Here is a 24,818-nt window from a genome sequence, read left to right on the forward strand (position 1 = left end):
GAGATTAGACGGATGGAAAACGAGACAAAGCAGACAAATACGAATGAACAGGAGCCGGATATCTTCGCACAGAAGTTAAGAGAGGCAGATTCCTTATATGCCATTCTTTCCGGATGTACGAAAGAGCCGTATGTATACTGTGATCCGGAAACAATGGATGATGCCATCCTGCTGTTTACGGACGAAGAGGGCGCAAAGGCAGGCGCACAGAAGCTGGCAGAGCAGCAGATTCCGGTAGGAATCGCGAAGGTAGACAGAAAGAGCCTTCTGCTTTTCTATACCAGCCTTTACACGATGGGTGTCAATGCTATCCAGGTACACGTGGGCGAGGAGCAGAAGATGATTCAGCTGACCGAGTTTGTAAGACGCAAAGACCCGGAGGAGAGTAAGAATGGAAAAGTCTGGGTGGAGAACCCGGAGCTGCACCTGACGATGCTTTACTATATGCAGGATCTGCGCCGTCAGCCAAATCAGGAGATTACGCCGGAATTAAACGATTTACAGGAGGAGATCGGCGCGCACTTCACGAAGGGCCGCTATATCGTGCCGCTTCCAGAGGAAGGAAATGGCATTCCGCTGGTTAAATTAAAGAGCGGAGATATTTTCCAGCCGATCTTTACGGATGTGATCGAGTTCCAGCGTTTCAACCGTGAGAAGAAATTCCGCCCGGTTGTCGTAGATGCGCTCAAGCTGGCTCAGGTACTCCCGGAGGAGGCAAAGGGCATCGTTCTCAATCCGCTGGGCGTTAATATGCCGCTGACCGTACAGAAAGTAAAGAAGCAGCCGGAAGCACCGGTCCAGAAGCCGGTATCCGTAGAGGCACAGATCGACGCAGCTATCCGCGAGGTTCAGGCAGAGGCTGGACGGGAGTAGGAAAGGAAAGAGTATATGTATCAGGCAGCAGACGCAAGATATGATGGAATGACCTACAACCGCTGCGGCAGCAGCGGACTCAGACTCCCGGCAGTTTCGCTGGGATTCTGGCATAATTTTGGCAGCACTGGCGTCTATGAGACAATGCGGAAGCTGTGTTTTACCGCTTTTGACAATGGCGTCACGCACTTTGACCTTGCCAACAATTATGGACCGGAGCCGGGAAGTGCTGAGGAAAATCTGGGACGGATTGTAAAGGAAAATTTCATGCCATATCGAGACGAGCTGATCATCAGCACGAAAGCCGGATACGAGATGTGGAACGGCCCTTATGGAAACTGGGGCAGCCGTAAATACCTGCTTGCAAGCCTCGATCAGAGCCTTACACGCCTGGGACTTCCGTATGTAGACATTTTCTACCATCACCGGATGGACCCGGAGACGCCGCTTGAGGAGACGATGGGAGCACTCGATCAGGCAGTTAAGAGCGGAAAAGCTCTCTATGCAGGACTTTCCAACTACAATGGACAAAAAATGCAGGAAGCCGCTGCGATCCTGCGTGATCTGAAATGCCCGTTCGTCATCAATCAGAACCGCTACAGCATCTTTGACCGCACGATCGAAAACAACGGCTTAAAAGAAGCTGCTGTCAAAGAAAAGAAAGGTCTGATTGCATTCAGCCCGCTTGCACAGGGAACCTTAACCGACCGTTATCTGTACGGCATCCCAGCCGACAGCCGCGTCATGACCGACGGCAGATTTCTCAAAAAAGACCAGCTCACCGAAGAAAAAATCAGCCAGATCCGCGCCCTCAACGAGATGGCCGGACAGAGAGGCGAAAAACTCTCCCAGATGGCGCTCAAATGGGTCATGAAGGATCCTGTGGTAACCAGCGTTCTCATCGGTGCGTCCAAACCGGAGCAGATATTAGATAATCTGAAAATGTTGGATGGGGCACCGTTGAGCGAGGAAGAGCTGCTTAAAATCGATCAAATTTGTGGAATAAAATAAACAGAAAACGCCCAGCGGCGCAATTATGCGTACCCGCTGGGCGTTTCCGTCCGTGTTGGCAAACCATATCTATTTAACCGCCACAACCACCCTATTCGGCAGGCAAACCAGCGATTCCCCACTCTCTGAAACGGTTCCCTGCTTCACACAGAGCTTGTCCGGGCAGTCTGCCTCTTCGATCCGGGCACATCCATCTTGAATCACCAGATGATTTTGTCCCCCCTGATACCCGTCGATCCAGGTGTCTATCTCCTCATCCAGCCGGTAGGTGGCGACGGTTGTTCCATTGACACTGACATCAACGGTAAAAGCATCCTTCTGGCGCTGCAAGCGCACAACCAGAAAACCGATGAGTATGACGGCAAGAAGAACCAGAATCAAAACAAAATCATTTCTATTTTTCTTTGATTTCATCAATAAATGCCTCCGCTCCATCCGAGTAAATCAGTTTATAATCATCCGTGATAAAATAAGCATAAATGCCATCCATTGAATTGATGAGTTCCAGGCCCTTATCCAGTCCCATCGAGAAACAGGTCGTGCTGAGTACATCGCCATCCACCGAACGCGGGGAGACGATCGTCACGGAAACCAGTCCGTTCTGGTACGGATAGCCTGTTTTCGGGTTTAACAGGTGATGGTAATTGACACCGTTTTTCTCAAAATGGCGCTCATAGACGCCGGAGGAGACAACGGACATGTCATCAATATTCAGATCGGCAAAAACCGTTGCATAGTCGGCAAACGGTTTCTGCAGCCCGATGCGGAACGGCTGGTGGTTTGTGCGCTCACCGACACAGAGTACGTTGCCGCCCAGGTTGATGATGGCGCCTTCGACGCCGGATTCGGTCAGATAGTCTTTCATGCGGTCGGCAATGTAGCCCTTGGCGATGGAGCCGAGGTCAATCGTCGTGTCCGGGGAGAGGAAGGTTAAAGTATTTCCGTCAAGTTTCACATTTTTCCAGTTGACGCGTTCTGCCGCCGCTGTTATGTCATCCTCCGCTGGGATCACGTGCTCGTCGCTGGTAAAATTCCAGAGAGAACTGAGCGGTTCGATCGTCAGGTCGTAGGCACCATGGGAAACCTCACTGTAATGCAGTCCTTCAGAAATCATCGCCGCCATATCGTCGGAGACGGTAAAAGTCGTCTCGTCGGCGCTGCGGTGGTTTAACTTGTAAAGCTCGCTGCCCTCGATCGTCTTGCTGAAACGGTTTTCGTACTCCTGGCACATGTCCACACAGTGGTCAAGGATCGCTTCATCCTGCGAATCATAGAGTGTGATGTTGACAAATGTATTCAGCAGAAACGCGGAACGGCTGATCGGCTCCCGGCGGGATTTGCTGAAAAGAAGCGCCGCGCCGCAGCCAAAAAATACGACGGCAAGAAGTGTCAGAAGCGCGGATAAATCCTTTTTTTTCATAAAGAGCTCCATTCTTAAAAATATCGAAAATTCGGTTTGAAACTATGTTTGCAAAAATGTCTGCAACTACTCTAACAAAGGTTGATAGGAAAGTCAAGATTACGGCCCAGAAACTAAACGCATCGGCAGCCAGAACGTTACTGGGCACGTATGCGTGAACAGTAACGCCAGAACTGTATCGTACGGAATTTTTAGTTCAGAAAATTCCTATCTGTGAACAGTTACGCGCTTTACAAAACTAAAAATTTTTACTAATATATTCATAGAGGTATACAGAGGAGGAAGAAATGCAGAAAAAAGGACGAGCAGGCACATCCAGAGCCGGAAAAATCGCTTTATATGGAATGATGACAGCGCTGGCATTTCTGCTGAGCTATGTCGAGACCCTGATACCGCTCAACCTGGGCGTTCCGGGGGTCAAGCTGGGATTGGCGAATCTGGCGTCGATCGTGAGCCTGTATCTGCTGGGAGCCGGTGCGGCAGCGGCGATTGCATTGGTGCGTATCGTGCTGGTAGGATTTACGTTTGGAAACCTGTCGATGATGCTGTATAGTCTGGCAGGTGCTGCGGTCAGCCTTCTTCTGATGGTGGTGTTCCGCCGGTTGGACTGGTTCGGCGTGACCGGTGTCAGCATCCTGGGTGGTGCGGGACACAACATCGGGCAGCTTATCGTGGCGGCGCTGGTGGTGGAAAATGCGAGTCTGTTCTACTATCTTCCGGTGCTTCTGGCAGCCGGAACGGCAGCGGGGGCGCTGATTGGGCTTCTCGGAGGAATCCTGGTAAACCGCTTAAAATGTCTGGATTTGACAAAATTTATGTAAATGGAAGCCACAAGAGTAAGAGGATGTACAGTGACTGTTCATATGCGGGCATTTTTGGAACCGAAAATGCCATGAGATAAGGTGGCGCAATGGTAGATGGGCAGATAAAGTGTTACTGTTCACAGGTAGGCACTTTTGGAACCGAAAGTGCCGTAAGAAAACGTGGTGGCAGCAGGAATTTGCCGTATTTAAATGCGAAGCCACGGCAAATTCCGTTACTGGGCACGTATGCGTGAACAGTAACGATAAAGTTATAATGATAAAAGGATAAGAATGAAACAGCAAGGTTGTTTTTCAGTCAGGAGGATAGGGTATGGCAGTATATGAAGCAATCAGAAATTTAGTACAGTACGGAGTCAATACGGGGCTTCTTCAGGAGTCGGATCGCATTTACGCGACGAACCAGATTCTCAAGGTTCTGGGACTGGATGAATATGAAGAACCACAGGGCGCATGCAGGGAGATTTCACTGGAAGAGACGTTGGATGCCCTGCTTGATTATGCACATGAGACGGGCGTTTTGAAGGAGGACGGCGTGGTGTACCGCGATCTGTTCGACACGAAGCTGATGAACTGCCTGATGCCGCGCCCGAGCGAGGTGATTGGACATTTCTGGAAATTGTATGAGGAATCGCCGGAGGCGGCAACCAATTATTATTACAAATTGAGCCAGGATTCCAATTACATCCGCCGTTACCGTGTTTCCAAGGATATGAAATGGAAAACGGATACAAAATACGGGGAGCTGGACATCACGGTTAATTTATCCAAGCCGGAGAAAGATCCGAAGGCAATCGCGGCAGCCAAACTGGCAAAGCAGAGCGGTTATCCGAAATGCCTCTTATGCAAGGAAAATGAAGGCTATGCCGGACGTGTCAACCATCCGGCGCGCAATAACCACCGCATTATCCCGATCACGGTCAATGACAGCCAGTGGGGTTTCCAGTATTCGCCGTATGTGTATTACAATGAGCACTGTATCGTGTTCAACGGTGTGCACACACCGATGAAGATCGAACGGGCAACGTTTGTCAAATTGTTTGATTTTGTGAAATTGTTCCCGCACTATTTCCTGGGGTCCAATGCGGATCTGCCGATCGTCGGCGGTTCGATTTTAAGTCACGACCATTTCCAGGGCGGACATTACACGTTTGCGATGGCAAAAGCGCCGATTGAACAGAAATTTGAGATGGAAGGCTTCGAGGATGTGGAAGCCGGAATCGTTAAATGGCCGATGTCAGTTCTGCGGACCCGTTCCAAGAATCCGGACCGCCTGATTGATCTTGGCGAAAAAGTGCTGTGTGCATGGCGCAGCTATACGGATGAGGATGCCTTTATTTATGCCGAGACGGACGGAGAACCGCACAACACGATCACGCCGATTGCCAGAAAGAATGGCGATTTCTATGAGCTGGATCTGGTGCTCCGCAATAACATCACGACGGATGAGTATCCGCTTGGTGTTTACCATCCGCACGCGAAGCTGCATCACATCAAGAAAGAAAATATCGGTCTGATCGAGGTCATGGGTCTGGCGGTGCTCCCGTCCAGATTGAAACAGGAGCTTGCCGATCTGGCGGAGGCGATCCTTTCCGGAGGCGATATCCGTTCCAATCCGGAGCTTGAAAAGCATGCGGACTGGGTGGATGAGTTCCTGCCGAAGTATGAGCATATAACAAGTGAAAATATAAACGAAATCCTGCAAAAAGAGGTAGGTCTTGTCTTTGAGCAGGTACTGGAAGACGCGGGCGTATATAAGTGTACGCCGGAAGGCAGGGAGGCATTTGCCCGGTTCCTGCGCTCAGTGGGCTTCCGATAAAGAGGAGATAATGGAGAGAGATTTATTTTTAAGAAAATATCGGATCGAACAGGAAGACTTTGACGCGGCGGGCGTTTCCTGGGAGGAATTGACTGCGATCGCGGATCATTATGCGACGATCGAGGGAAAGCTGCGGGAGATTGGCAAGGATTTTGTAGATAAGTATCTGTATGATATTGAAAAAGCGGGGATCCATTCCTACCGTTACCGTACCAAGGCACCGGGGCATCTTCTGGAGAAGATCATCCGCAAGAAAAAAGAGCAGCCGGAGAAATTTGCCCAGCTGGGAGTTGATAATTACTGGAAATATGTGACGGACCTTATCGGTATCCGTGTATTCTTCCTGTACCGTGAGGATTGGCGTCATTTCCATGAATACATCACATCGGCGTTTGAAAATGCCCCGGAGCAGTATGTAAAAGACCGTGAGCGCGATTTTGACAACGATGAGACACACTGCTACATTGCAGAGCGTCCGAAGGTATACCGCCGAAACGGGGACAGCCGGATCTACGATGAAAATGTGATCGAAATCAAGTCAGGCGGTATCTACCGTTCCCTTCACTACATCATCAAATACCGCGGTTACTACGTCGAGATTCAGGCGAGAACGCTGTTCGAGGAGGGATGGAGTGAGGTTGACCACGACATTGTTTATCCGTACCACAAGGACGACGTGATGCTGTGCGATTTCTCCCGCCTGTTAAACCGGCTCTCCGGCATGGCGGATGAAATGAGCTCGTATTTCCGCCGGATGAAGGTGGAGAAGGAGTTTGAAGAGGTCCTGCTCGGAGAATATAAGGAAGACAAAGAGGCGAAGCTGCTCGCAAGTATGCGGGAGCTGCTGGGGAAAGAAGAACGATAAGGAATAGGGAAAAGATAACTGGATCAAAAAACAGGCATTGGAATGCTTGCTATCCACACAGTGGTGGATGAAGAGCATTTCAATGCCTGTTTTATGGAGCTATAATTATAGATCCAGCTTCAAATCGCCTTCCTTGATCCATCCAGCTTTCCGGCAAAGTGCGCCGAAGAACAGGGTCAAAACAGCCGGAAGCACGAAGCAGATGAGCAGGATGCCCGGCCACATCATCGAATTTCCACTTCCCTGCATGGCGGTGTAGATGCCGATCGGTCCGACGAGACCGCAGGTTCCCATACCGGAACCGGCTGGAATATTTTCCAGATGAAAGACCATCGTGGAGAGCGGACCGGTGACCATCGAGGCGAGTGTCGGTGGAATCCAGATTTTCGGGTTCCGGACGATATTTCCCATCTGGAGCATCGAGGTTCCGAGTCCCTGTGCCAGAAGACCACCCCATTTATTTTCACAGAAGCTTAAAACGGCAAATCCGACCATCTGCGCGCAGCAGCCTGCGGTGGCGGCACCGCCTGCCAGACCGTCGAGGCTTAACATGATGCAGATTGCCGCACTGCTGATCGGAAGCGTCAGGGCGATGCCGATCAGGGCAGAAACCAGAATACCCATGAAAAGCGGCTGCATAACGGTCGCTGTCTTCACCAGATTTCCGAAAGCGGTCATGAATGCAGAGACGCCCGGACCGACAAACTGTGCGGCCAGGATACCGGAGATGATGGTGACGCCTGGGGTGACGAGAATATCAACTGGTGTCTCTTTGGAGACGATTTTTCCAAGCTCGGCTGCGATGATGGTGGCAACGAGCGCGCCGACCGGACCGCCGAGTTCATTGCCCGCGATGCCGACGGTAGCGGCGGAGAAAAGGACGAGCGTCGGTGCCTTTAAGGCGTAGGCAATCGAGACGCCGAGCGCCGCACCGGTCGCGCTCTTGGCGTAGCCTGCGATCGTAGTAAAAATTACAACGCCTGTTTTTTCCCCCAGCGTGCCGAAAATGGTACCGATCAGAAGAGAAGCAAACAGACCAAATGCCATCGCGCCCAGCGCATCGATGAGATACGTCTGAACGGAGATGACAACCTGCTTCCGTTTCAGAAAAGCTTTCACACGTTCCATATTGATAGAACCTCCCAGAGTAAAATAATTGTGAACGGAATGAATCGTTTCAGCCATTCCGGTCAAATAAATGGCTTACACCTGTCTTGACAGGTGTAATGGACGTTTGTATTTTAACACGAAATGGAGAAAATACAAGAGAAAATATAGAAAAAAGTAAAAAAGTTATGATACAATAAAAAATAATTGACGAGGTGTTTTCGAAAAAGTATGTTCGATTCGAGGGGAGGTATTTCATGCAGAGACGAATTTGTCCGATTTGCGACCATCCGATCAAGTATGGTCATTATTGTTCTTTTTGTAAACAGTGGATCCGGAATCCTAACTATGTCAATGCAACTTATTATCTGAATGAGCGTCACCCGGCGCATGAGACGGACTGTGAGTATCACAATGCGGGATCTGCCTCGTGGGAAACGAGTGCAAGGGCAGGAACAGATGCCATCCGCACGCTTGCGGACCGGGCGAAGGTATATTCCCAGACGCAGAAAGCAGCAGGCGCAGGCAGACAGGCATCCGTCCGGACACAGAACCAGAACAGTATGTCGTATCAGACAACGCAGAGACGAAGCGCGGTGCAGCAAGGAAAAAATCAGAAAAAGAAGGGGAAAATGAGCCTTGTGCTGGTGATTTTGCTGATTTTGTTTGCTTTGTCTGGAATTAATTATCTGTATCGTATGTTTATGTATTTTATTTGGTTCCTATAGATTTTACCTATGGCAAGATATAGAAAATCAATCCAGAAGATAGCTGCCGGAAGTCTGGCGTTCATTGGGGAAATATGGTATACTGAGCAAAAATCATATAGAATACATAGGCAATAGAGGTCCGGGGCAGAACCGGACGAAATGATGAGAACAGGAGATAAATACGATGAAGATTAAGGATATTTTAGCCAAAGGACAGCCGACGCTTTCGTTTGAAGTGTTCCCGCCGAAGGAGGAGAGCAACTTCGCTTCCGTTGAGAAAGCGGCGCTTGAGATTGCAAAGTTAAATCCGTCATTTATGAGCGTGACCTACGGAGCAGGCGGCGGCACAAGCCAGTATACGGTCCAGATCGCATCGGATATCCAGAGCACCTGCCAGGTGCCGGCGCTGTCACATCTGACCTGCGTCTCCTCGACCCGTGAGAAGGTGCACAGTGTCCTGCGCGAGATTCAGGCACACGGAATTGAGAATGTCCTGGCACTTCGCGGCGATATTCCGAAAGACGGCAAGGTAGAAAAAGATTATCAGTATGCATCCCAGCTGATCCGCGAGATCCGTGAGACCTGCCCGGATCTGTGCATCGGCGCAGCCTGTTATCCGGAGGGACATGTGGAATCGGTCAACAAGACGGTGGATATCGGGCATCTGAAAGAAAAAGTGGAAGCGGGCTGTGATTTTGTGACGACCCAGATGTTCTTTGACAATAATATCCTTTATAATTACCTGTACCGTATCCGAGAAAAAGGAATCACGGTTCCGGTTGTCGCAGGCATCATGCCGGTGACAAACATAAGTCAGATCAAGCGCATCTGCAGCATGTCCGGCACCTACCTTCCGGCACGCTTCAAGGCGATCGTAGATCGTTTTGGTGATAACCCGGCAGCGATGAAGCAGGCAGGTATCGCCTATGCAACTGAGCAGATCATCGATCTGATTGCGAACCATGTAAATGGAATCCATGTATATTCGATGAATAAACCGGATGTAGCGGCGCAGATTAAGAACAACCTGTCGGAGATTCTGTAATGGCGGAAGTCAATCGAAGAGAAATATATCGGTATTTAGGAATTAAAGGGCAGCAGGAGCCGGATCTGCAGACGAAAGATCTGGTGGAGGACTGTCTGGAAGAATTAGAGCGGTCCGTCAACTGCCGGAGCTTTTACAGACGATATCCGCTGACGCTGCTGCCAGATTCAGAACTTGATTTTACGTGTTTTAAAGTAAAAAGCCGGGCGCTCAGCCGCAATTTAAAGGACTGCCAGGAGGTTATCCTTTTTGCGGCGACGCTGGGTGCTGGTGTGGATCTGCTTCTGCGCCGATACAGCCGTCTTTCGATGAGCCGGGCGGTTGTCCTGCAGGCGTGCGCGGCGGCACGGATTGAGAGTTACTGCAATGAAATCAATGACAAATTAAAAGCGGAGGCAGCAGAAGAAGGATTCTATCTGCGTCCCCGCTTTTCGCCAGGTTATGGAGATCTGCCGCTTTCGTGCCAGCCGGATTTCTGCCGGGTACTGGAAGCGGAAAAGACGGTGGGGATTACATTGACGGAAAGTTTTTTGATGATGCCGTCCAAGTCGGTGACGGCGGTCATCGGAGTATCGAAGATAGCGGCGGGCTGTGTGAAAGAGGGCTGTGAGGTCTGTTCAAACAAAAACTGCCTGTACCGGAGAGATAAATAAGTAAGAAACAAAAAACAGAGAGGAAGCTGACATGGGTATACGGGAAGATTGGAACGATAAAATACTGATATTTGACGGAGGAATGGGAAGTCTTTTGCAGGGAGCCGGGCTGAAACCGGGCGAACTGCCGGAAACCTGGAATATCAAGCATCCGGAGGTTCTGGTAAAGATCCATGAGGATTATCTGAACGCGGGCGCAAATATTATTTTATCGAATACATTCGGCGCGAACCGCCTGAAATACAATGAGACAGCCGAGTTTAATCTGGATGAGATCGTGGATGCGGCGATGAAAAATGCCCGGACAGCGGTAGAACACTGCGGCCGTGGTTATGTAGCGCTGGATCTGGGACCGACCGGACGCCTTTTAAAGCCAATGGGCGATCTGGACTTTGAGGAGGCGGTCTCCATCTATACCGAGGTGGTAAAGGCAGGCGTGCGCGGCGGCGCGGATCTGATTCTGATCGAGACGATGAGCGACACGTATGAACTCAAGGCAGCGGTTCTGGCGGCAAAGGAAAATTCCGATCTTCCAATCTTTGCAACCACAATTTTCGATGGAAAAGGCAAACTTTTAACCGGCGGAACACCGAAGTCCGTTGTGGCACTTTTGGAAGGTCTGGGCGTGGATGCGCTCGGAATCAATTGTGGATTAGGTCCGGTTCAGATGAAGCCGATTGTGGAAGAACTGCTTCGGTATGCGTCGATCCCGGTGGTTGTCAATCCAAATGCGGGACTTCCGCGAAGCGAGGGAGGAAAGACCGTATATGATATTGATCCGCCAGAATTTGTCGAGGAAATGAAAGGAATGCTGGAGATGGGCGTTTCGGCAGTCGGGGGCTGCTGTGGTACGACCCCGGAGCACATCCGTCTGCTGGCAGAGATGTGTAAGGGCAGAACGAGAAAGCCGATCGAGCCGAAAAATGACACTCTCATCACTTCCTACGCGTCGGTAGTTGAGATGGGAACCGATCCGGTCATTATTGGCGAGCGCATCAATCCGACCGGAAAATCAAAATTCAAACAGGCGCTGCGCGATCACAACCTGGAATATATCCTGCGCGAGGCGATCACCCAGCAGGAGAATGGCGCTGCGGTGCTTGACGTCAACGTGGGACTACCGGAGATCGATGAAGTGGCGATGATGCGCGAGGTCGTACAGGAATTGCAGGCGGTGACCGAGCTTCCGCTGCAGATTGATACGACTGACACAGAGGCGATGGAACAGGCGCTGCGTATTTATAATGGAAAGGCACTGATTAACTCTGTCAATGGCAAACAGGAGGTCATGGACGCTGTATTTCCGCTGGTAAAACATTACGGCGGCACGGTGGTTGCGCTGACGATCGACGAGGAAGGCATTCCGGCGACGGCGGACGGACGTATGGCGATCGCGCGGAAAATCTGTGCGGAGGCGGAAAAGTATGGCATCCAGAAAAAAGACATCGTGATCGATGCGCTCTGTATGACGATCAGCTCCGAGCCGACCGGTGCGCTGGTGACACTGGAGACGGTGCGCCGTGTCCGCCAGGAACTTGGCTGCAATACGATTCTCGGCGTTTCAAATATTTCCTTCGGATTACCGCAGCGTGAGATTGTCAACTCCAATTTCTTTACGATGGCGATGCAGAGCGGTCTGACCGCGGCGATCATCAATCCAAATTCGGCGGCAATGATGCGTTCTTATTATAGCTACCGGGCCCTGGCAGCACTGGATGAACACTGCGGCGATTATATTGAGCAGGCAGCGCGGCTGGCGATTCCAAAGGCAGGTGCGGGCGGAGCTTCCGGCGCAGGTGCAGCAGGCAGCGCAGGTTCGGGTGCCCCGGCGGCAGGTGCAGCTGGAGCTTCCGGCAGTGCGGACACTGGCAGCCAGGCATCCGGTCCGGAGCATCAGCTTACGGTCAGTGTGGAGAGAGGTTTAAAAGAGCAGGCGGCATCGGCAGCCGGGGAACTCTTAAAGACCATGGATTCCCTGACCGTCATCAATTCCTGCATGATCCCGGCACTCGATAAGGTCGGAAAGGGGTTTGAGGCAGGCACCGTCTTTCTGCCGCAGCTTCTGATGAGTGCGGAGGCGGCAAAATCGGCGTTTGAGGTCATCAAAAACCAGATGGAGTCCTCCGGGGAAGCAGGAGAGAAGAAGGACAAGATCGTGCTGGCGACCGTCAAGGGCGATATTCATGACATTGGAAAAAATATCGTAAAAGTATTATTGGAGAATTACAGCTATGATGTGCTGGATTTAGGTAAGGACGTAGCCCCGGAGGCGATCGTGGAAGAGACGATCAAGAACCATGTAAGACTGGTCGGTCTGTCCGCCCTGATGACGACCACCGTGCCGAGCATGGAGGAGACGATCAAGCAGCTCCGCAAGGAAGCACCGTGGGCGAAAGTCATGGTCGGCGGCGCGGTTCTGACTCAGGAATACGCGGATATGATCGGAGCGGATGCGTATTGCCGCGATGCGATGGCGTCTGTTAATTACGCGCAGCAGGTGCTGGTCTAACGCTTGACAGTCTGCCCTACTTAGACTAAAATTAGAGTAATTAAAAACTAAGAATTGACGAGGGAGGGACAGCTATGGTATCGAAGAAAGTGAAAGTGGTTAATCCATCGGGACTTCACCTGCGGCCGGCTGGCGTGCTTTCGCAGACCGCGATGAAATTTAAGAGCCGGACTCTGATTGAGTGCGGGGAGAAACATATTGTGGCAAAGAGCGTGCTGAACGTGATGGCAGCGGGTATCAAGTGCGGCACCGAGATCACGGTTGCCTGCGACGGACCGGATGAGGAAGAAGCGCTGAAGACGATTACCGAGGCGATCGAGAGCGGACTCGGAGAAGAACTGGAACAGTAAGGTATCAGCCATTGCCTGCACAGTGTGCGGACGGTGACACACATATCAGAACCAGAGGGGGATATTGCAGAACGGCAGAAATTGCAGTTGTGCAGGTATCCCTTTTTAGATGGAAAAGAGGGGTTTTTATGGAACTGAAAATTTACGAACACAAAGCGCAGTATTATGAAACCGACCAGATGGGAATCATTCACCATGCAAATTACCTACACTGGTTTGAGGAAGCGCGGATCGACATGATGGAGCAGATGGGAATGGGATATGACATCATGGAAAAACAGGGGATCATAAGCCCGGTGCTGTCGGTTCACTGCGATTATAAGAGCATGGCGCGGTTTGGCGAGACGGTGCAGGTGCTGGTTCAGATGAAGGAATACAACGGCATCCGCATGACGCTGGAATACACGGTTTTTGACAAGGAAACGGGCGCAATCCGCTGCGTGGGCGAGAGCCGCCATTGTTTCCTGACCCGCGACGGAAAGCCGGTTTCCCTGAAACGCAACTATATCGAGATGGATCGTGCGTTTAGGGAATACAGCGAACAGAGCCAAAAAGAAGAGTAAATGCTGACTGGTTCGAACATGGACTGCCAGAGGCGCTCTGGTGCGGAAATGACAGATGCGCTTATAAAGTGCTTGAAAAGCGGGAAAATTGTGGTATGATGTAAAAGATAAAAAAAGAAACGCAGAGTAGGAATACAGGCGTTAAGTGCTGGTTGAACAGGGAGTTGTCAGCCGGACGAAGAGACCCTCCGGGGTTTCGCGGTCAGTATTCCGCATCCCGCTGCATCGTTGATACAATATATCTCCTGATGTGGTTCGAGAGATCTGCAGAAAAGGAGGTATTTTTTTATGAAAAAATTTGCAGTATGTTATCAGGCATCTTTTCAGGAACTGAAACACGTGAAAACACTCACGACTGCCGCCATGCTGATGGCTGTCTCCGTTGTTCTGGGATACTTCACGATTGAGGCTGGTCCGTATTTGAAAATCGGATTCGGCGGTGTGGTCAACCAGTTTGTCTACTACCTCTTCGGTCCGGTGGCTGGAGCGGTCTATGGCGGAGTCTTGGACCTGGTCAAATATGTCGTAAAGCCGACGGGGGCATTTTTTCCGGGATTTACGCTGAATGCGATGCTGGGCGGCGTGCTATATGGCACAATTCTGTATCGGAAACCGCTTACTTTCCGCCGGGCGCTCTGGGCGGATCTGGTGGTGGCGCTGATCTGCAACATATTTTTGAACACACTCTGGCTTAGCATGATGTCTGGAAAAGCAATGATGGTGCTTCTGCCGATGCGTGTGCTTAAGAATCTCATCAAGTGGCCGGTGGATGCAGCACTCTTTTATCTGATTGCAAAACGGATGGAGAGTCTTGGGCTTGTGCGGATGATCCGTAAATTCCAGGCGGAGTGATGCCGGAGGATTCGTTTTGAGCAAAAGGAAACATACATGGACAGCGAAAGTCTGCGGGCACGGTGGCTGCATGCCATGAAAGGAACCGTTTATGAAAAAATGCATCATGCATGATGGAGGAAAACAGATGAGAGAAAAAGCAGTTTCGCGGAGCCGGGAACATTCGAAGGATGTGGCGCTTTGCGGTCTGTTTGCGGCGCTGGTCGCCGTGGGGGCATTTATCAAGGTTGTCATTCCGACCGGCGCAGATACCATGAACTTCACCTTGCAGTGGTTTTTCGTGATGCTGGCAGCATTTCTGCTGGGCTCCAGACGGGCATTTACCAGTGTGGGTGTCTATTTGCTGATTGGACTTGCGGGCGTCCCGATCTTTGCACGCGGCGGCGGTCCGGCGTATCTGCTGCGCCCGACCTTTGGTTTTCTGCTGGGATTTCTCCTTGCGGCGTGGGTCATGGGAAAGGTCTGTGAATGTTTGAATTCCTGGAAAATGGGAGCGCTGATGACGGCGGCGACGGCTGGATATGTGGTATATTATGGAATGGGAATGGTTTATTTCTATCTGATTACCCATCTCGTAACCCTGCAGCCGATCGGCTGGAAAGCGATTGTGCTGGTTTACTGCCTGCCGGAGATGCCGGCGGATTATATTCTCTGCATTCTGGCGGCGATCATGGCAAGACGGCTGCGCCCGATGGTACAGGCGTATCTGTAGAGAAAAATGAATAGGATATAAAAAAGACAGACAGTCTGAATGCAGTGCAGCAAACGGGCTGTCTGTTTTTGTCTCATAGAAAACGTTACTGTTCACGCATACGTGCCCAGTAACGGCACATTCTTTTGTAACGCTGCCAGTTGTGTTTGCCCCCTATCATTTTTGCAGAAAATATGGTAAAATGTACGGAGATTACGACAGGGGAGGATTTGGGCGTTACAGGTTTTTGGTCTTGGAAAACGTCTGAAGAGGATGCAAAAACGAAAACCAGCGAACGATCAGAATCCAACCTGATAAAAAGGAGAAGTATGTATGAGTGAGAATTGCAGTCATAATTGTTCAAGCTGCGGCGAAACGTGTGCCAGCCGGACGATGGAGAGTTTCCGGGTGCCGTTAAATCCACAGAGTTCAGTTAAAAAAGTAATTGGTGTAGTCAGCGGCAAGGGCGGCGTCGGAAAATCCCTGGTGACATCCCTGATGGCATGTAAGATGCGTGCGAGAAACAACCGCGTTGGCATTCTTGATGCAGATATTACAGGACCGTCGATCCCGAAGGCATTTGGCATTCACGGCATGGTAGGTGTGACAGCGGATCAGCTGATGTTGCCGCGCACGACCTCGACGGGGATAGAGATTCTTTCTTCGAACCTGATTCTGGAGCATGAGACGGATCCGGTAATTTGGCGTGGACCGGTTGTGGGCGGCGTGATTAAGCAGTTCTGGAGCGAGGCACTCTGGAAGGACATTGATTATATGTTTGTCGATATGCCTCCGGGAACCGGCGATGTGCCGCTGACTGTATTTCAGTCCCTGCCGCTGGCAGGCATTATCATTGTGACTTCCCCGCAGGAGCTGGTTTCGATGATCGTGGCAAAAGCGGTCAACATGGCGAAGAAGATGGATATTCCGATTCTGGGACTGGTTGAAAACATGAGTTATCTGGAATGTCCGGACTGCGGAAAGAAGATTTCTGTGTTCGGTGAAAGCCATATCGAGGAGACGGCAGACGAGTATGAGATTCCGGTGCTTGCGAAGATTCCGATCGATCCGTCGATTGCGTCCAAGGTGGACGAGGGGCTGGTTGAGTATGTGGAATCCCCATGGCTGGATGCGGCGGCTGACGCAGTGGAGAAGGCATAAAAGAATATAGATATATAGAAGAGGTGGAAGAATACAAATGAATATTGCTCAGAATCCCAACAGCGAGCTGAGCCATTTCGCGGTCAATACGCCTCAGGTGTTTGAGATTCCTGAGACATTCCGGGAGACGGCAAGGCAGTTTCAGGAAGCGATGATGCAGTACAGCTGCGCGATTCGAGAGTTTAAGACGAAGCTGGAAGTGCTCAACGATGAGCTTTCCATGCGGAATGCAAGAAACCCGATCGAGATGATCAAGGCGAGAGTGAAGAAGCCGAAGAGTATTGTAGAAAAACTGCAGCGGCGCGGACTTCCGCTTTCGATCGAATCGATGGAGTCCAACCTGGATGATATAGCGGGTGTCCGTGTGATATGTTCGTTTGTGGACGATATTTACGAGATCAGCCGGATGCTGGAACGCCAGGATGATGTGACCATCATTGCGATCAAGGATTATATCAAGGCGCCGAAGGAAAACGGCTACCGCAGCTACCACATGATCGTGGAAGTACCGGTATTCTTTTCAAGCAGTAAGAAAAATATCCGTGTGGAAGTCCAGATCCGCACGATCGCCATGGATTTCTGGGCGAGTCTGGATCACCAGCTCAAGTATAAAAAGCAGCTGGATGCCCAGGAAGCCGCAGAGATCGGTGCGGAGCTGAAAAAGTGCGCGGATGTCATCGCGGAGACAGATTGCAAGATGTTAAGCATCCGTCAGAAGATTGAGGAAAAACATCCGACGCAGGAAGAATAGTCGTGATGTAAACGAATAGCTCATGTATCGGGGTGCTTTTGGCGGCTGAAGCGCCTGCCATATCTTTAATACATAAAATAGGACAGGGTTTCGGTAATTCGGAACCCTGCTTTTTTATAGATCGAGAGTGCCGGATAATTGTCACTGCTGACGTGAAGAACAATTCGGGTGCAGCCGCGCGTGATCAGATCGTTTAAGACCAGACAGAAAGCAGCTTCACCGATTCCCAGTCCGCGGCAGAGGTCATGGACCCGGAAGCCGTAGAAACAGGCATGAAATGTGCCGGGAACGTCCGGGACGGGCTGCATACGCGCCATGCACACGGCAGCCGGAGAGCACATCGGATCCGGCGGAGTCTCTAAAAATTCATAGGTCAGAATTGTAACGGCCGGATCTGGATCATCGGCGCTGTGGAAGCAGTCCCAGCAACTGTCGGGATCAACACTTTCGTTGACGTCACCTTCCGGTGCAGAAGTGCAGGTAAAGGTAAGCGGGCGTTTTTCAATCATGGGAGAGTCAAAGCGTTCGGCCGCCGGGTCAAAGTCCCATTTCATCTGATATTCCTGATCGACGCGGTCAGCGTGAATGGCTTTCATCGTGGCAGCCGTATCAGCGGATTCTGGGTCAACCGGAAATAGAATATCGTGCTCACCGGAGATGTCGCAGGCTTTTTCTAAGAGTGCGGCAAAATATCCGCGTCGGCGCAGAGAAGGGCGGGTGAAGGCGATGCATTCGACGGGTTCCTCGTCCGAAGAGCCATCCGGTGGAAGGATCATTCCCATGATGGCTGCAAGTGTCTCTGATTCATCCAGAAGAAGCAGGAAACAATTTCCGTCTTCAAATGGAAAAGAAATGTGGATCGGCTGCGTCTTCTGGCATTCATTCAACAGTGCCAGGATCTGTTCTGCCTGTCTGGCAGAGAGAGAGTTTGTCTGAATTAAATTCATAACTTCTAATCCTTTCTTTCTTGCAATACAAAGTGTACCAGCTACAAAAGCAGCTGAGAAGATAAGTCTTTCATAAAGATAAACGTATTTGCGGATAAAAACTTCACGTTTTTTGGATCGAAAATGTCTGGATTTTACGAATCGGAAAAGCTTACCTGTATCGTATAAAAAAGACGCAAAAAATTCAAGGAAATTGACAGAATTTATGCTAATTTTCATATTGTCCTATAAATTTGGGAGTGATAGAATAGAGGCATTAAATACGAAAGGTAAAGACATCATGAAGTACTTGAAAGAAGTGACAATTATTTTTGGCATCACAATGCTGGGAGAGTTTTTGAACTATCTGCTTCCGTTTCCGGTTCCGTCCGGCGTATACGGATTGTTCATTCTTCTGCTTCTGCTTTGCACAGGTGCATTACATACAGAAGATGTGGCGGAAGTGGGAGATTTCTTCCTGGATACGATGCCGATTATGTTTATACCGGCAGGTGTAGGTCTGCTTGACAGCGTGCAGGAGGCGGAGTCCATCCTGGTGCCGCTGACAGTGATTACCGTGATTTCGACGGTATTTGTTATGGTTGCGACCGGGTGCGTGGCGCAGAGCATCATCCGCAGAAAGAATAAAGGAGGTGCGAAAGCATGAATGGACTGATTCATTCTTCTCTTTATTTTGGAATGCTGGTCAGCGTTGGCGCGTATATGTTGGGCGTCTGGCTGAAAAAGAAGACCGGCTGGGCGATTTTAAATCCGCTGCTGGTTGCAATTATAGTTGTGATTGCATTTTTATCTGTTTTTCATATAGAATATAAGGAGTATAACCGCGGTGCGGTGTATCTGGGCTATTTCTTGACACCGGCAACGGTCTGTCTGGCGATTCCGCTGTATAAGCAGCTGGAGCTTTTGCGCCAGCACCTGATTGCGGTTGCTTCTGCAATTGTGGCAGGGGTAGCGGGAAGTGTCGGCAGTATCTATGTGATGTGCCGTTTCTTTCAACTGGAGCATACGCACTATGTGACATTGCTTCCGAAGTCCATTACGACGGCGATTGGCATGGGCGTCAGCGAGGAAGCGGGAGGTATCGTGACGCTGACGGTTATCAGCATTATAATTACAGGAATTTTGGGAAATATTATAGCCGACTGGCTGTTTCAGATATTTAAAATTGAAGAGCCAATCGCGAAGGGTCTGGCACTTGGAACAGCAGCCCATGCGATTGGAACGGCAAAGGCGCTGGAATTAGGCGAGATCGAGGGTGCGATGAGCAGCTTGTCAATTGCGGTCGCTGGTCTTTTGACCGTAGTGGTAGTACCACTGATGTCGGGACTGATTTAAAGGTGGTGCTGAAACGGTCAGAATTTGTATAGAAATTGGAATGCACATAGAGAGGCAGAGAAAAAGATACTGCGGGTCATACGCATGATAACGGCAGCAAAAAGATAGGAGGGGAGCAGGTATGATGAATTTGTATGAGGCGATAGGATGTCGCCATTCAGTTCGAAAATACACCGATCGGGAGGTCACGGAGAAGCTGCGTGGGCAGATCCTGTCCTATTTTGATAAGACCTCCCGGTTAAATGACCGGATCCGGGTTGAGGCAGTGATATTCGACAATACAAAGAAAAAAGCCGATGTCCACGGACTCTGGAAGGTGGATGCTCCCTACTATCTGGCGATCTATTCGGACCAGGAGGAAGGCTGCGAGCGCAATGCCGGTTATCTGATGGAGCAGATGGTGCTCTATATGACGGCAAAAGGGCTTGGAACCTGCTATTTGGGCAGCGTGCAGCCGGCGCAGAAGGTGCGCGGCGGCAAACGCTGCCTGATGATGGTCGCATTCGGCTACCCGGAGGGCAAGCTCTACCGTGAAAGCCCGCTGGCAAAGCGCCTCCCGCTCAATGAACTCTGTATTTTCAAGGAAGAAGCCGGAGAGCAGATGAAGACGATTCTCCGTGCGGCGCGTCTCGCACCGTCCGCGATGAACACCCAGCCGTGGCGCTTCATCGTCTATTCCGACCGAATCTATGTGTTCGCCCTAAAAACCCGCTTTCCGGGCAAGAGCTTCCATGCGATGCGCGAATTCAGCATCGGCATTATGCTCTCCCACATTATGCTCGCCGCCGAAGAACTCTGGATGGAACTTCAGACGGAGACGGAGGAACATTTTGCGGCTAAAAGTTACAAAAATGGAGATTATGTGGCGACGTTGACGCTGCATTAGATGCATTGATTCATTGTATTAAATGTTGAAATAGTTTATATTTGAGCAAGAAAAACTAATTTTGCAATTTTAAAACCAATTATTCAAAGAAACGATACACTCAAGAAAGAAGCGCGCCAGCCGTCCGATGCCGTGACAGCTGGCGCGCTTCTTTCGGGGCAATCAAAAGGGCATAAGCAAAAACCCTTTTTTCCTTGCTCTGTGCCCTTGAAAGCGCCCTCCACTTATGATAAAATAAGTTGATTATTTATGAGAGATACTCTGGAGGAGAACGTGATGGTTAGTAAATTGATTGAGAAGATTCAGAAGACAAAGGCACCGATCTGTGTAGGACTGGATCCGATGCTTGGATATATTCCGGAGCACGTGAAGGAAAAAGCATTTGCGGAGTTCGGAGAGACCCTGGAAGGAGCGGCAGAGGCGATCTGGCAGTTTAACTGTGCGATCGTGGATGCGACGGCTGATCTGATTCCGGCGGTCAAACCGCAGATTGCGATGTATGAGCAGTTTGGCATCGAAGGCCTGAAAGCGTATGACCGGACTGTCAAATACTGCCAGCAGAAGGGCTTAGTTGTCATCGGAGACATCAAGCGCGGCGACATCGGTTCCACATCGGCTGCCTACGCAACCGGTCATCTCGGCAGCGTGAAGGTTGGAAATACGACCTGTTTTGCGTTCAATACCGAGTATGTCACGGTCAATCCGTATCTGGGAACCGACGGCGTGAAACCATTTGTGGACGAGTGCAACGCATCCGACCGCGGTATCTTTGTACTGGTAAAGACTTCTAACCCATCCAGCGGCGAGTTCCAGGATCGTCTGGTGGACGGCCGCCCGCTTTATGAGCTGGTAGCGGAGAAGGTCGTTGAGTGGGGGGAGGCTTCCATGGATGGCGACTACAGTAATGTAGGTGCAGTTGTGGGCGCAACTTACCCGGAGATGAGCAAGATTCTGCGTAAGCTGATGCCGAAGACTTACTTTCTGGTTCCGGGTTATGGCGCACAGGGCGGTACGGCAGAAGACTTAAAATACTGCTTCAACGAGGATGGACTGGGCGCGATCGTCAATTCTTCCCGCGGTATCATCGCAGCATACAAGAAAGACGCATACGCCAAATTCGGTCCGGAGCATTTTGCGGACGCATCGAGACAGGCTGTCATCGATATGATTGCGGACATTGGACGCGTACTGTAAGGAGGAGCTCATGGCACAGAAGAAAGAGACAGCAGTTGTATATAGTCAGGAAGAACTGGCACCTGGCATTTTCAGTATGTGGATCGTGACGGACATAGCGGACGAGGCAAGACCGGGACAGTTTATCTCGGTCTACAGCCAGGACGGTTCCAGACTTCTTCCGCGCCCGATCAGTATCTGCGAGGCAGATCCGGATGAAGGACGCCTGCGGATCGTATACCGGATTGCCGGTAAAGGAACAGATGAATTTTCCAAATATGTTTCCGGAGACTCGATCGACATCATGGGACCTCTGGGAAATGGTTTCCCGCAGGAGGGCGAAAATGTATTTCTGATCGGCGGCGGTATCGGTGTTCCGCCGATGCTTGAGATGGCGAAACAGTTAAACTGCGAAAAACAGATCATTTTAGGATACCGGGATGAAAATCTCTTCCTCCGGGATGAATTTGAGGCATATGGAGAAGTCTTTGTGGCGACCGAGGACGGAAGCGTCGGCACGAAGGGCAATGTCCTGGACGCGATCCGGGAGCAGAACCTGACGGCGGATGTGATCTACGCCTGCGGACCGACCCCGATGCTGCGCGCCATCAAGGAGTATGCGGCAGAAAAGGGAATCAAGTGCTATATTTCCCTGGAGGAGAAGATGGCATGTGGAATCGGCGCCTGTCTGGCATGTGTCTGCCAGTCGAAGGATGTAGACCACCACAGCAATGTACACAACAAGCGGATCTGCAAGGATGGTCCCGTATTTTTAGCCGAGGAGGTAGAATTATGAGACAGATGGCAGTCAATCTTGCGGGTGTAGAGCTTAAAAACCCGGTCATGACGGCATCCGGAACCTTTGGTTCAGGGGCAGAGTACGGCGAGATGGTCGATCTGAACAAGCTCGGCGCGGTTGTGACCAAGGGTGTGGCAAATGTGCCGTGGCCAGGCAATCCGACCCCGCGTATTGCGGAGGTGTACGGCGGCATGATCAACGCGATCGGCTTACAGAATCCGGGGTATGATTTATTTGCATCGAGGGATATCCCGTTTTTACGTCAGTATGATACGAAGATTATCGTCAATGTATGTGGAAAAACGACGGAAGATTACGTCGATGTAGTGGAAAAACTGGCGAGCCAACCGGTCGATATGCTGGAGATCAACATTTCCTGCCCGAACGTCAAGGAGGGCGGCATCGCATTTGGACAGGATCCGAAAGCAGTGGAGGCGATCACCCGCGAGGTAAAACGCCATGCGAAACAGCCGATTATCATGAAGCTCAGCCCGAATGTTACCGACATCACGGAGATGGCTAAGGCAGCCGAGGCAGGCGGTGCGGATGTGCTGTCCCTGATCAACACACTGACTGGCATGAAGATCGATATTAACCGGAGAACCTTTGCGGTAGCCAACCGTACCGGCGGTCTGTCCGGTCCGGCAGTGAAACCAGTGGCAGTCCGCATGGTTTACCAGGTGGCGCAGGCGGTCAAGCTTCCGATCATCGGCATGGGCGGTATCATGAATGCGGACGATGCGATCGAATTTATTCTGGCAGGCGCAAGCGCGGTGGCAGTCGGTACGGCGAATTTCCATAATCCGTATGCGACGGAGGAGATCGTGAAGGGCATCGACGCCTACATGGAAAAATATGGCATTGAAGATATACATGAACTGATTGGTGCGGTTCGGTAAGATAGGAGAGTATGATGGAACAGTATAAGCAGGAATTTATCAATTTCATGGTAGAGAGCGAAGTGCTCAAGTTTGGCGAATTTACCTTAAAGAGCGGACGTAAATCTCCGTTCTTCATGAACGCGGGTGCATATGTAACCGGTACGCAGCTGCGCCGTCTGGGCGAGTATTACGCAAAGGCGATTCATGACAACTATGGTCTGGATTTCGATGTCCTGTTTGGACCGGCTTACAAGGGAATCCCGCTGGCAGTTGCCACCTCGATGGCGATCAGTGAGCTGTACGGCAAAGAAGTACGTTACTGCTCCAACCGGAAAGAGGTCAAGGATCACGGCGATACCGGCATCCTTCTGGGAAGCAAGTTAAAGGACGGCGACCGCGTCGTTATCATCGAGGATGTAACCACTTCCGGTAAATCCATCGAGGAGACCTTCCCGATCCTCAAATCCCAGGCAGATGTGGAGATCAAAGGCCTGATGGTATCTTTAAACCGTATGGAGCGCGGCAAGGGAGAAAAGTGTGCGCTGGATGAGATCAAGGAACTGTACGGCTTCCCGACCGCAGCGATCGTATCGATGTCAGATGTCGTAGAGTGCCTGTACAACAAGGAGTGCCAGGGCAAGGTCGTGATCGATGATACACTGAAAGCAGCGATCGACGCATACTATGAGCAGTACGGTGCAAAATAGAGATTTGGTTCACGGAGCGGCATGCTTGAAATGGGAAATGCCATGCGACGGAGTGTAAGAAGGAGCGGATCGATATGGAAAAGATCTACAAAACGATGCAGGGAACCGGTGTGATTAATATCGTGATTGGAAGCGTGATCATCACGGTAGGGCTGGCAGCCGGTGTGATGGCGATCGTCAGCGGTGCGTTTTTACTGAAACGCAAATCAGATATTACATTCTAAAAATTGGATTTGAAACAGGGCAGATATGCCCAGTCGAAAGAGAAAAACCGTATGACCGGGGACGGTGTACGGTTTTTCTCATTTCTGGCAGTTTATGTGGGGAATTATGTGGAAACGGACAAAAACGCATCAGAAGGTGTGCTGGATATTCTTTGTCGCATACCTGGTGCTTCTTATATATTTTATGTTTTTTTCGGACGGATTCGGGCGCGCGCCGCATGTGGAGTATGCCTATAATCTCGTTTTATTTAAGGAAATCAAACGGTTTTATATTTATCGTGATATAGTGGGAACGGAAGCGTTCCTGTTAAATACGGCTGGCAACGTGGTGTGCTTCATGCCGTTTGGATTTTTCCTGCCGATCATCAGTCCGAGATTTGGAAAATGGTACCTGATGTTGATTCTGAGCTTCCTTCTGACTTTGAGCATCGAGACGATTCAGCTCGTATTCAAGGTGGGAAGTTTTGATGTGGATGATATGTTTTTAAATACGTTAGGTGGAATTGCTGGCTACCTCTGCCAGTGGATTACACGTGCAATTGGGAGGTGTCTGCATGGGACGTCAAACAGATAACCGGATTTCTTATATCCGCAAGCCGATGGCAGAACACGGCTATCTCTGTCTGGGACTGGCGGGGGGCGGGCTGCTGCTGTGCGTGGCAGGG

Annotated in this window: 28 protein-coding genes and 1 riboswitch; of the genes, 24 read left to right on the forward strand and 4 right to left on the reverse strand. The window is 50.6% G+C overall.

Features of this window, described 5'->3' with window-relative positions; genetic code table 11:
• Positions 1 to 12 precede the first annotated feature (12 nt).
• Positions 13 to 873, forward strand: coding sequence for an SseB family protein (locus DW720_RS04210; protein WP_022359338.1), 861 nt, complete (start codon positions 13 to 15; stop codon positions 871 to 873).
• Between the two features lie 15 nt (positions 874 to 888).
• Positions 889 to 1,884 carry an aldo/keto reductase gene (locus DW720_RS04215; protein ID WP_107000500.1) on the forward strand — a complete coding sequence of 332 codons (996 nt, stop codon included), beginning with the start codon at positions 889 to 891 and terminating at the stop codon, positions 1,882 to 1,884.
• 69 nt (positions 1,885 to 1,953) lie between these two features.
• On the opposite strand, the gene DW720_RS04220 is transcribed toward DW720_RS04215, so the two are convergent.
• Both DW720_RS04220 and DW720_RS04225 read right to left on the reverse strand, forming a co-directional pair.
• Positions 1,954 to 2,298: a NusG domain II-containing protein gene (locus DW720_RS04220; RefSeq protein ID WP_181357182.1), complete on the reverse strand. Its 345-nt coding sequence runs from the start codon at positions 2,296 to 2,298 to the stop codon at positions 1,954 to 1,956.
• Entirely contained in the window at positions 2,279 to 3,304 is a 1,026-nt protein-coding gene (locus DW720_RS04225) for an FAD:protein FMN transferase (protein WP_118749283.1), read from the reverse strand. The genes DW720_RS04220 and DW720_RS04225 overlap by 20 nt, the downstream gene beginning before the upstream one ends.
• A 287-nt stretch (positions 3,305 to 3,591) precedes the next feature.
• On the opposite strand from DW720_RS04225, the gene DW720_RS04230 reads away from it, so the two are divergent.
• From DW720_RS04230 to DW720_RS04240, 3 genes are all read left to right on the forward strand, one after another.
• On the forward strand, positions 3,592 to 4,125 hold the full coding sequence (locus DW720_RS04230; protein ID WP_118491593.1) for a Gx transporter family protein: 534 nt from the start codon (positions 3,592 to 3,594) through the stop codon (positions 4,123 to 4,125).
• 313 nt (positions 4,126 to 4,438) lie between these two features.
• Entirely contained in the window at positions 4,439 to 5,944 is a 1,506-nt protein-coding gene (gene galT, locus DW720_RS04235) for a UDP-glucose--hexose-1-phosphate uridylyltransferase (protein WP_118749284.1), read from the forward strand.
• Positions 5,945 to 5,954: 10 nt separating this feature from the next.
• Positions 5,955 to 6,809, forward strand: coding sequence for a RelA/SpoT domain-containing protein (locus DW720_RS04240; protein WP_347560700.1), 855 nt, complete (start codon positions 5,955 to 5,957; stop codon positions 6,807 to 6,809).
• Between the two features lie 105 nt (positions 6,810 to 6,914).
• On the opposite strand, the gene DW720_RS04245 is transcribed toward DW720_RS04240, so the two are convergent.
• Complete coding sequence (locus tag DW720_RS04245) at positions 6,915 to 7,937, reverse strand: PTS sugar transporter subunit IIC (RefSeq protein WP_022359346.1); 1,023 nt, start codon at positions 7,935 to 7,937, stop codon at positions 6,915 to 6,917.
• A 236-nt stretch (positions 7,938 to 8,173) separates the two neighbouring features.
• On the opposite strand from DW720_RS04245, the gene DW720_RS04250 reads away from it, so the two are divergent.
• The 10 genes from DW720_RS04250 (at position 8,174) to DW720_RS04295 (ending at position 17,201) form a co-directional block, all read left to right on the forward strand.
• Positions 8,174 to 8,644, forward strand: a complete 471-nt coding sequence (locus DW720_RS04250) for a hypothetical protein (RefSeq protein ID WP_117796165.1) — start codon at positions 8,174 to 8,176, stop codon at positions 8,642 to 8,644.
• A 166-nt stretch (positions 8,645 to 8,810) separates the two neighbouring features.
• Positions 8,811 to 9,671, forward strand: a complete 861-nt coding sequence (gene metF, locus DW720_RS04255; RefSeq protein ID WP_022359348.1) for a methylenetetrahydrofolate reductase [NAD(P)H] — start codon at positions 8,811 to 8,813, stop codon at positions 9,669 to 9,671.
• Positions 9,671 to 10,324 (forward strand): vitamin B12 dependent-methionine synthase activation domain-containing protein, encoded by a 654-nt coding sequence (locus tag DW720_RS04260; protein WP_118749285.1) that lies wholly within the window; start codon positions 9,671 to 9,673, stop codon positions 10,322 to 10,324. Before metF ends, DW720_RS04260 begins: the two co-directional genes overlap by 1 nt.
• A gap of 31 nt (positions 10,325 to 10,355) precedes the next feature.
• Complete coding sequence (locus DW720_RS04265; protein WP_118749286.1) at positions 10,356 to 12,833, forward strand: homocysteine S-methyltransferase family protein; 2,478 nt, start codon at positions 10,356 to 10,358, stop codon at positions 12,831 to 12,833.
• A gap of 74 nt (positions 12,834 to 12,907) precedes the next feature.
• Complete coding sequence (locus DW720_RS04270; protein WP_022359351.1) at positions 12,908 to 13,183, forward strand: HPr family phosphocarrier protein; 276 nt, start codon at positions 12,908 to 12,910, stop codon at positions 13,181 to 13,183.
• A 128-nt stretch (positions 13,184 to 13,311) separates the two neighbouring features.
• Complete coding sequence (locus tag DW720_RS04275; protein WP_107000491.1) at positions 13,312 to 13,746, forward strand: acyl-CoA thioesterase; 435 nt, start codon at positions 13,312 to 13,314, stop codon at positions 13,744 to 13,746.
• 120 nt (positions 13,747 to 13,866) lie between these two features.
• Positions 13,867 to 13,971, forward strand: a riboswitch (THF riboswitch).
• A gap of 63 nt (positions 13,972 to 14,034) precedes the next feature.
• Positions 14,035 to 14,598: a folate family ECF transporter S component gene (locus DW720_RS04280; protein ID WP_022359353.1), complete on the forward strand. Its 564-nt coding sequence runs from the start codon at positions 14,035 to 14,037 to the stop codon at positions 14,596 to 14,598.
• 127 nt (positions 14,599 to 14,725) lie between these two features.
• Positions 14,726 to 15,310, forward strand: coding sequence for a biotin transporter BioY (locus tag DW720_RS04285; protein ID WP_022359354.1), 585 nt, complete (start codon positions 14,726 to 14,728; stop codon positions 15,308 to 15,310).
• A 312-nt stretch (positions 15,311 to 15,622) separates the two neighbouring features.
• A complete protein-coding gene (locus tag DW720_RS04290) occupies positions 15,623 to 16,450 on the forward strand; it encodes an Mrp/NBP35 family ATP-binding protein (RefSeq protein WP_022359355.1) in 828 nt (275 codons plus the stop codon).
• A gap of 37 nt (positions 16,451 to 16,487) precedes the next feature.
• On the forward strand, positions 16,488 to 17,201 hold the full coding sequence (locus DW720_RS04295; RefSeq protein ID WP_107000490.1) for a GTP pyrophosphokinase family protein: 714 nt from the start codon (positions 16,488 to 16,490) through the stop codon (positions 17,199 to 17,201).
• Between the two features lie 65 nt (positions 17,202 to 17,266).
• On the opposite strand, the gene DW720_RS04300 is transcribed toward DW720_RS04295, so the two are convergent.
• Entirely contained in the window at positions 17,267 to 18,148 is an 882-nt protein-coding gene (locus tag DW720_RS04300; RefSeq protein ID WP_182436512.1) for a GNAT family N-acetyltransferase, read from the reverse strand.
• 280 nt (positions 18,149 to 18,428) lie between these two features.
• On the opposite strand from DW720_RS04300, the gene DW720_RS04305 reads away from it, so the two are divergent.
• The 9 genes from DW720_RS04305 (at position 18,429) to DW720_RS04340 (ending at position 24,727) form a co-directional block, all read left to right on the forward strand.
• Positions 18,429 to 18,794 carry a CidA/LrgA family protein gene (locus DW720_RS04305; RefSeq protein WP_107000488.1) on the forward strand — a complete coding sequence of 122 codons (366 nt, stop codon included), beginning with the start codon at positions 18,429 to 18,431 and terminating at the stop codon, positions 18,792 to 18,794.
• On the forward strand, positions 18,791 to 19,483 hold the full coding sequence (locus tag DW720_RS04310; RefSeq protein ID WP_107000487.1) for an LrgB family protein: 693 nt from the start codon (positions 18,791 to 18,793) through the stop codon (positions 19,481 to 19,483). Before DW720_RS04305 ends, DW720_RS04310 begins: the two co-directional genes overlap by 4 nt.
• A gap of 121 nt (positions 19,484 to 19,604) precedes the next feature.
• A complete protein-coding gene (locus tag DW720_RS04315) occupies positions 19,605 to 20,369 on the forward strand; it encodes a nitroreductase family protein (RefSeq protein ID WP_333489839.1) in 765 nt (254 codons plus the stop codon).
• Between the two features lie 276 nt (positions 20,370 to 20,645).
• Entirely contained in the window at positions 20,646 to 21,563 is a 918-nt protein-coding gene (gene pyrF, locus DW720_RS04320) for an orotidine-5'-phosphate decarboxylase (protein ID WP_118491583.1), read from the forward strand.
• Between the two features lie 10 nt (positions 21,564 to 21,573).
• Positions 21,574 to 22,338, forward strand: coding sequence for a dihydroorotate dehydrogenase electron transfer subunit (locus DW720_RS04325; protein WP_118491581.1), 765 nt, complete (start codon positions 21,574 to 21,576; stop codon positions 22,336 to 22,338).
• Complete coding sequence (locus tag DW720_RS04330) at positions 22,335 to 23,240, forward strand: dihydroorotate dehydrogenase (protein ID WP_022359363.1); 906 nt, start codon at positions 22,335 to 22,337, stop codon at positions 23,238 to 23,240. Before DW720_RS04325 ends, DW720_RS04330 begins: the two co-directional genes overlap by 4 nt.
• A 14-nt stretch (positions 23,241 to 23,254) precedes the next feature.
• Complete coding sequence (gene pyrE, locus DW720_RS04335; protein WP_107000484.1) at positions 23,255 to 23,929, forward strand: orotate phosphoribosyltransferase; 675 nt, start codon at positions 23,255 to 23,257, stop codon at positions 23,927 to 23,929.
• A gap of 74 nt (positions 23,930 to 24,003) precedes the next feature.
• On the forward strand, positions 24,004 to 24,153 hold the full coding sequence (locus DW720_RS15690) for a hypothetical protein (protein WP_022359365.1): 150 nt from the start codon (positions 24,004 to 24,006) through the stop codon (positions 24,151 to 24,153).
• 106 nt (positions 24,154 to 24,259) lie between these two features.
• Positions 24,260 to 24,727, forward strand: coding sequence for a VanZ family protein (locus tag DW720_RS04340; RefSeq protein WP_107000974.1), 468 nt, complete (start codon positions 24,260 to 24,262; stop codon positions 24,725 to 24,727).
• The last annotated feature ends 91 nt before the right edge of the window (positions 24,728 to 24,818 follow it).

Origin of the sequence: Clostridium sp. AM27-28, assembly GCF_003480955.1 — a bacterium.
GTDB classification, from domain to species: domain Bacteria; phylum Bacillota; class Clostridia; order Lachnospirales; family Lachnospiraceae; genus Otoolea; species Otoolea fessa.

Bases quoted from the DNA above. Each gene is read 5' to 3' on its own strand.
- DW720_RS04210 (WP_022359338.1), top strand. From the start codon at position 13: ATGGAAAACGAGACAAAGCAGACAAATACGAATGAACAGGAGCCGGAT.
- DW720_RS04215 (WP_107000500.1), top strand. From the start codon at position 889: ATGTATCAGGCAGCAGACGCAAGATATGATGGAATGACCTACAACCGC.
- DW720_RS04220 (WP_181357182.1), bottom strand. From the start codon at position 2,298: ATGAAATCAAAGAAAAATAGAAATGATTTTGTTTTGATTCTGGTTCTT.
- DW720_RS04225 (WP_118749283.1), bottom strand. From the start codon at position 3,304: ATGAAAAAAAAGGATTTATCCGCGCTTCTGACACTTCTTGCCGTCGTA.
- DW720_RS04230 (WP_118491593.1), top strand. From the start codon at position 3,592: ATGCAGAAAAAAGGACGAGCAGGCACATCCAGAGCCGGAAAAATCGCT.
- galT (WP_118749284.1), top strand. From the start codon at position 4,439: ATGGCAGTATATGAAGCAATCAGAAATTTAGTACAGTACGGAGTCAAT.
- DW720_RS04240 (WP_347560700.1), top strand. From the start codon at position 5,955: ATGGAGAGAGATTTATTTTTAAGAAAATATCGGATCGAACAGGAAGAC.
- DW720_RS04245 (WP_022359346.1), bottom strand. From the start codon at position 7,937: ATGGAACGTGTGAAAGCTTTTCTGAAACGGAAGCAGGTTGTCATCTCC.
- DW720_RS04250 (WP_117796165.1), top strand. From the start codon at position 8,174: ATGCAGAGACGAATTTGTCCGATTTGCGACCATCCGATCAAGTATGGT.
- metF (WP_022359348.1), top strand. From the start codon at position 8,811: ATGAAGATTAAGGATATTTTAGCCAAAGGACAGCCGACGCTTTCGTTT.
- DW720_RS04260 (WP_118749285.1), top strand. From the start codon at position 9,671: ATGGCGGAAGTCAATCGAAGAGAAATATATCGGTATTTAGGAATTAAA.
- DW720_RS04265 (WP_118749286.1), top strand. From the start codon at position 10,356: ATGGGTATACGGGAAGATTGGAACGATAAAATACTGATATTTGACGGA.
- DW720_RS04270 (WP_022359351.1), top strand. From the start codon at position 12,908: ATGGTATCGAAGAAAGTGAAAGTGGTTAATCCATCGGGACTTCACCTG.
- DW720_RS04275 (WP_107000491.1), top strand. From the start codon at position 13,312: ATGGAACTGAAAATTTACGAACACAAAGCGCAGTATTATGAAACCGAC.
- DW720_RS04280 (WP_022359353.1), top strand. From the start codon at position 14,035: ATGAAAAAATTTGCAGTATGTTATCAGGCATCTTTTCAGGAACTGAAA.
- DW720_RS04285 (WP_022359354.1), top strand. From the start codon at position 14,726: ATGAGAGAAAAAGCAGTTTCGCGGAGCCGGGAACATTCGAAGGATGTG.
- DW720_RS04290 (WP_022359355.1), top strand. From the start codon at position 15,623: ATGAGTGAGAATTGCAGTCATAATTGTTCAAGCTGCGGCGAAACGTGT.
- DW720_RS04295 (WP_107000490.1), top strand. From the start codon at position 16,488: ATGAATATTGCTCAGAATCCCAACAGCGAGCTGAGCCATTTCGCGGTC.
- DW720_RS04300 (WP_182436512.1), bottom strand. From the start codon at position 18,148: ATGAATTTAATTCAGACAAACTCTCTCTCTGCCAGACAGGCAGAACAG.
- DW720_RS04305 (WP_107000488.1), top strand. From the start codon at position 18,429: ATGAAGTACTTGAAAGAAGTGACAATTATTTTTGGCATCACAATGCTG.
- DW720_RS04310 (WP_107000487.1), top strand. From the start codon at position 18,791: ATGAATGGACTGATTCATTCTTCTCTTTATTTTGGAATGCTGGTCAGC.
- DW720_RS04315 (WP_333489839.1), top strand. From the start codon at position 19,605: ATGATGAATTTGTATGAGGCGATAGGATGTCGCCATTCAGTTCGAAAA.
- pyrF (WP_118491583.1), top strand. From the start codon at position 20,646: ATGGTTAGTAAATTGATTGAGAAGATTCAGAAGACAAAGGCACCGATC.
- DW720_RS04325 (WP_118491581.1), top strand. From the start codon at position 21,574: ATGGCACAGAAGAAAGAGACAGCAGTTGTATATAGTCAGGAAGAACTG.
- DW720_RS04330 (WP_022359363.1), top strand. From the start codon at position 22,335: ATGAGACAGATGGCAGTCAATCTTGCGGGTGTAGAGCTTAAAAACCCG.
- pyrE (WP_107000484.1), top strand. From the start codon at position 23,255: ATGGAACAGTATAAGCAGGAATTTATCAATTTCATGGTAGAGAGCGAA.
- DW720_RS15690 (WP_022359365.1), top strand. From the start codon at position 24,004: ATGGAAAAGATCTACAAAACGATGCAGGGAACCGGTGTGATTAATATC.
- DW720_RS04340 (WP_107000974.1), top strand. From the start codon at position 24,260: ATGTGGAAACGGACAAAAACGCATCAGAAGGTGTGCTGGATATTCTTT.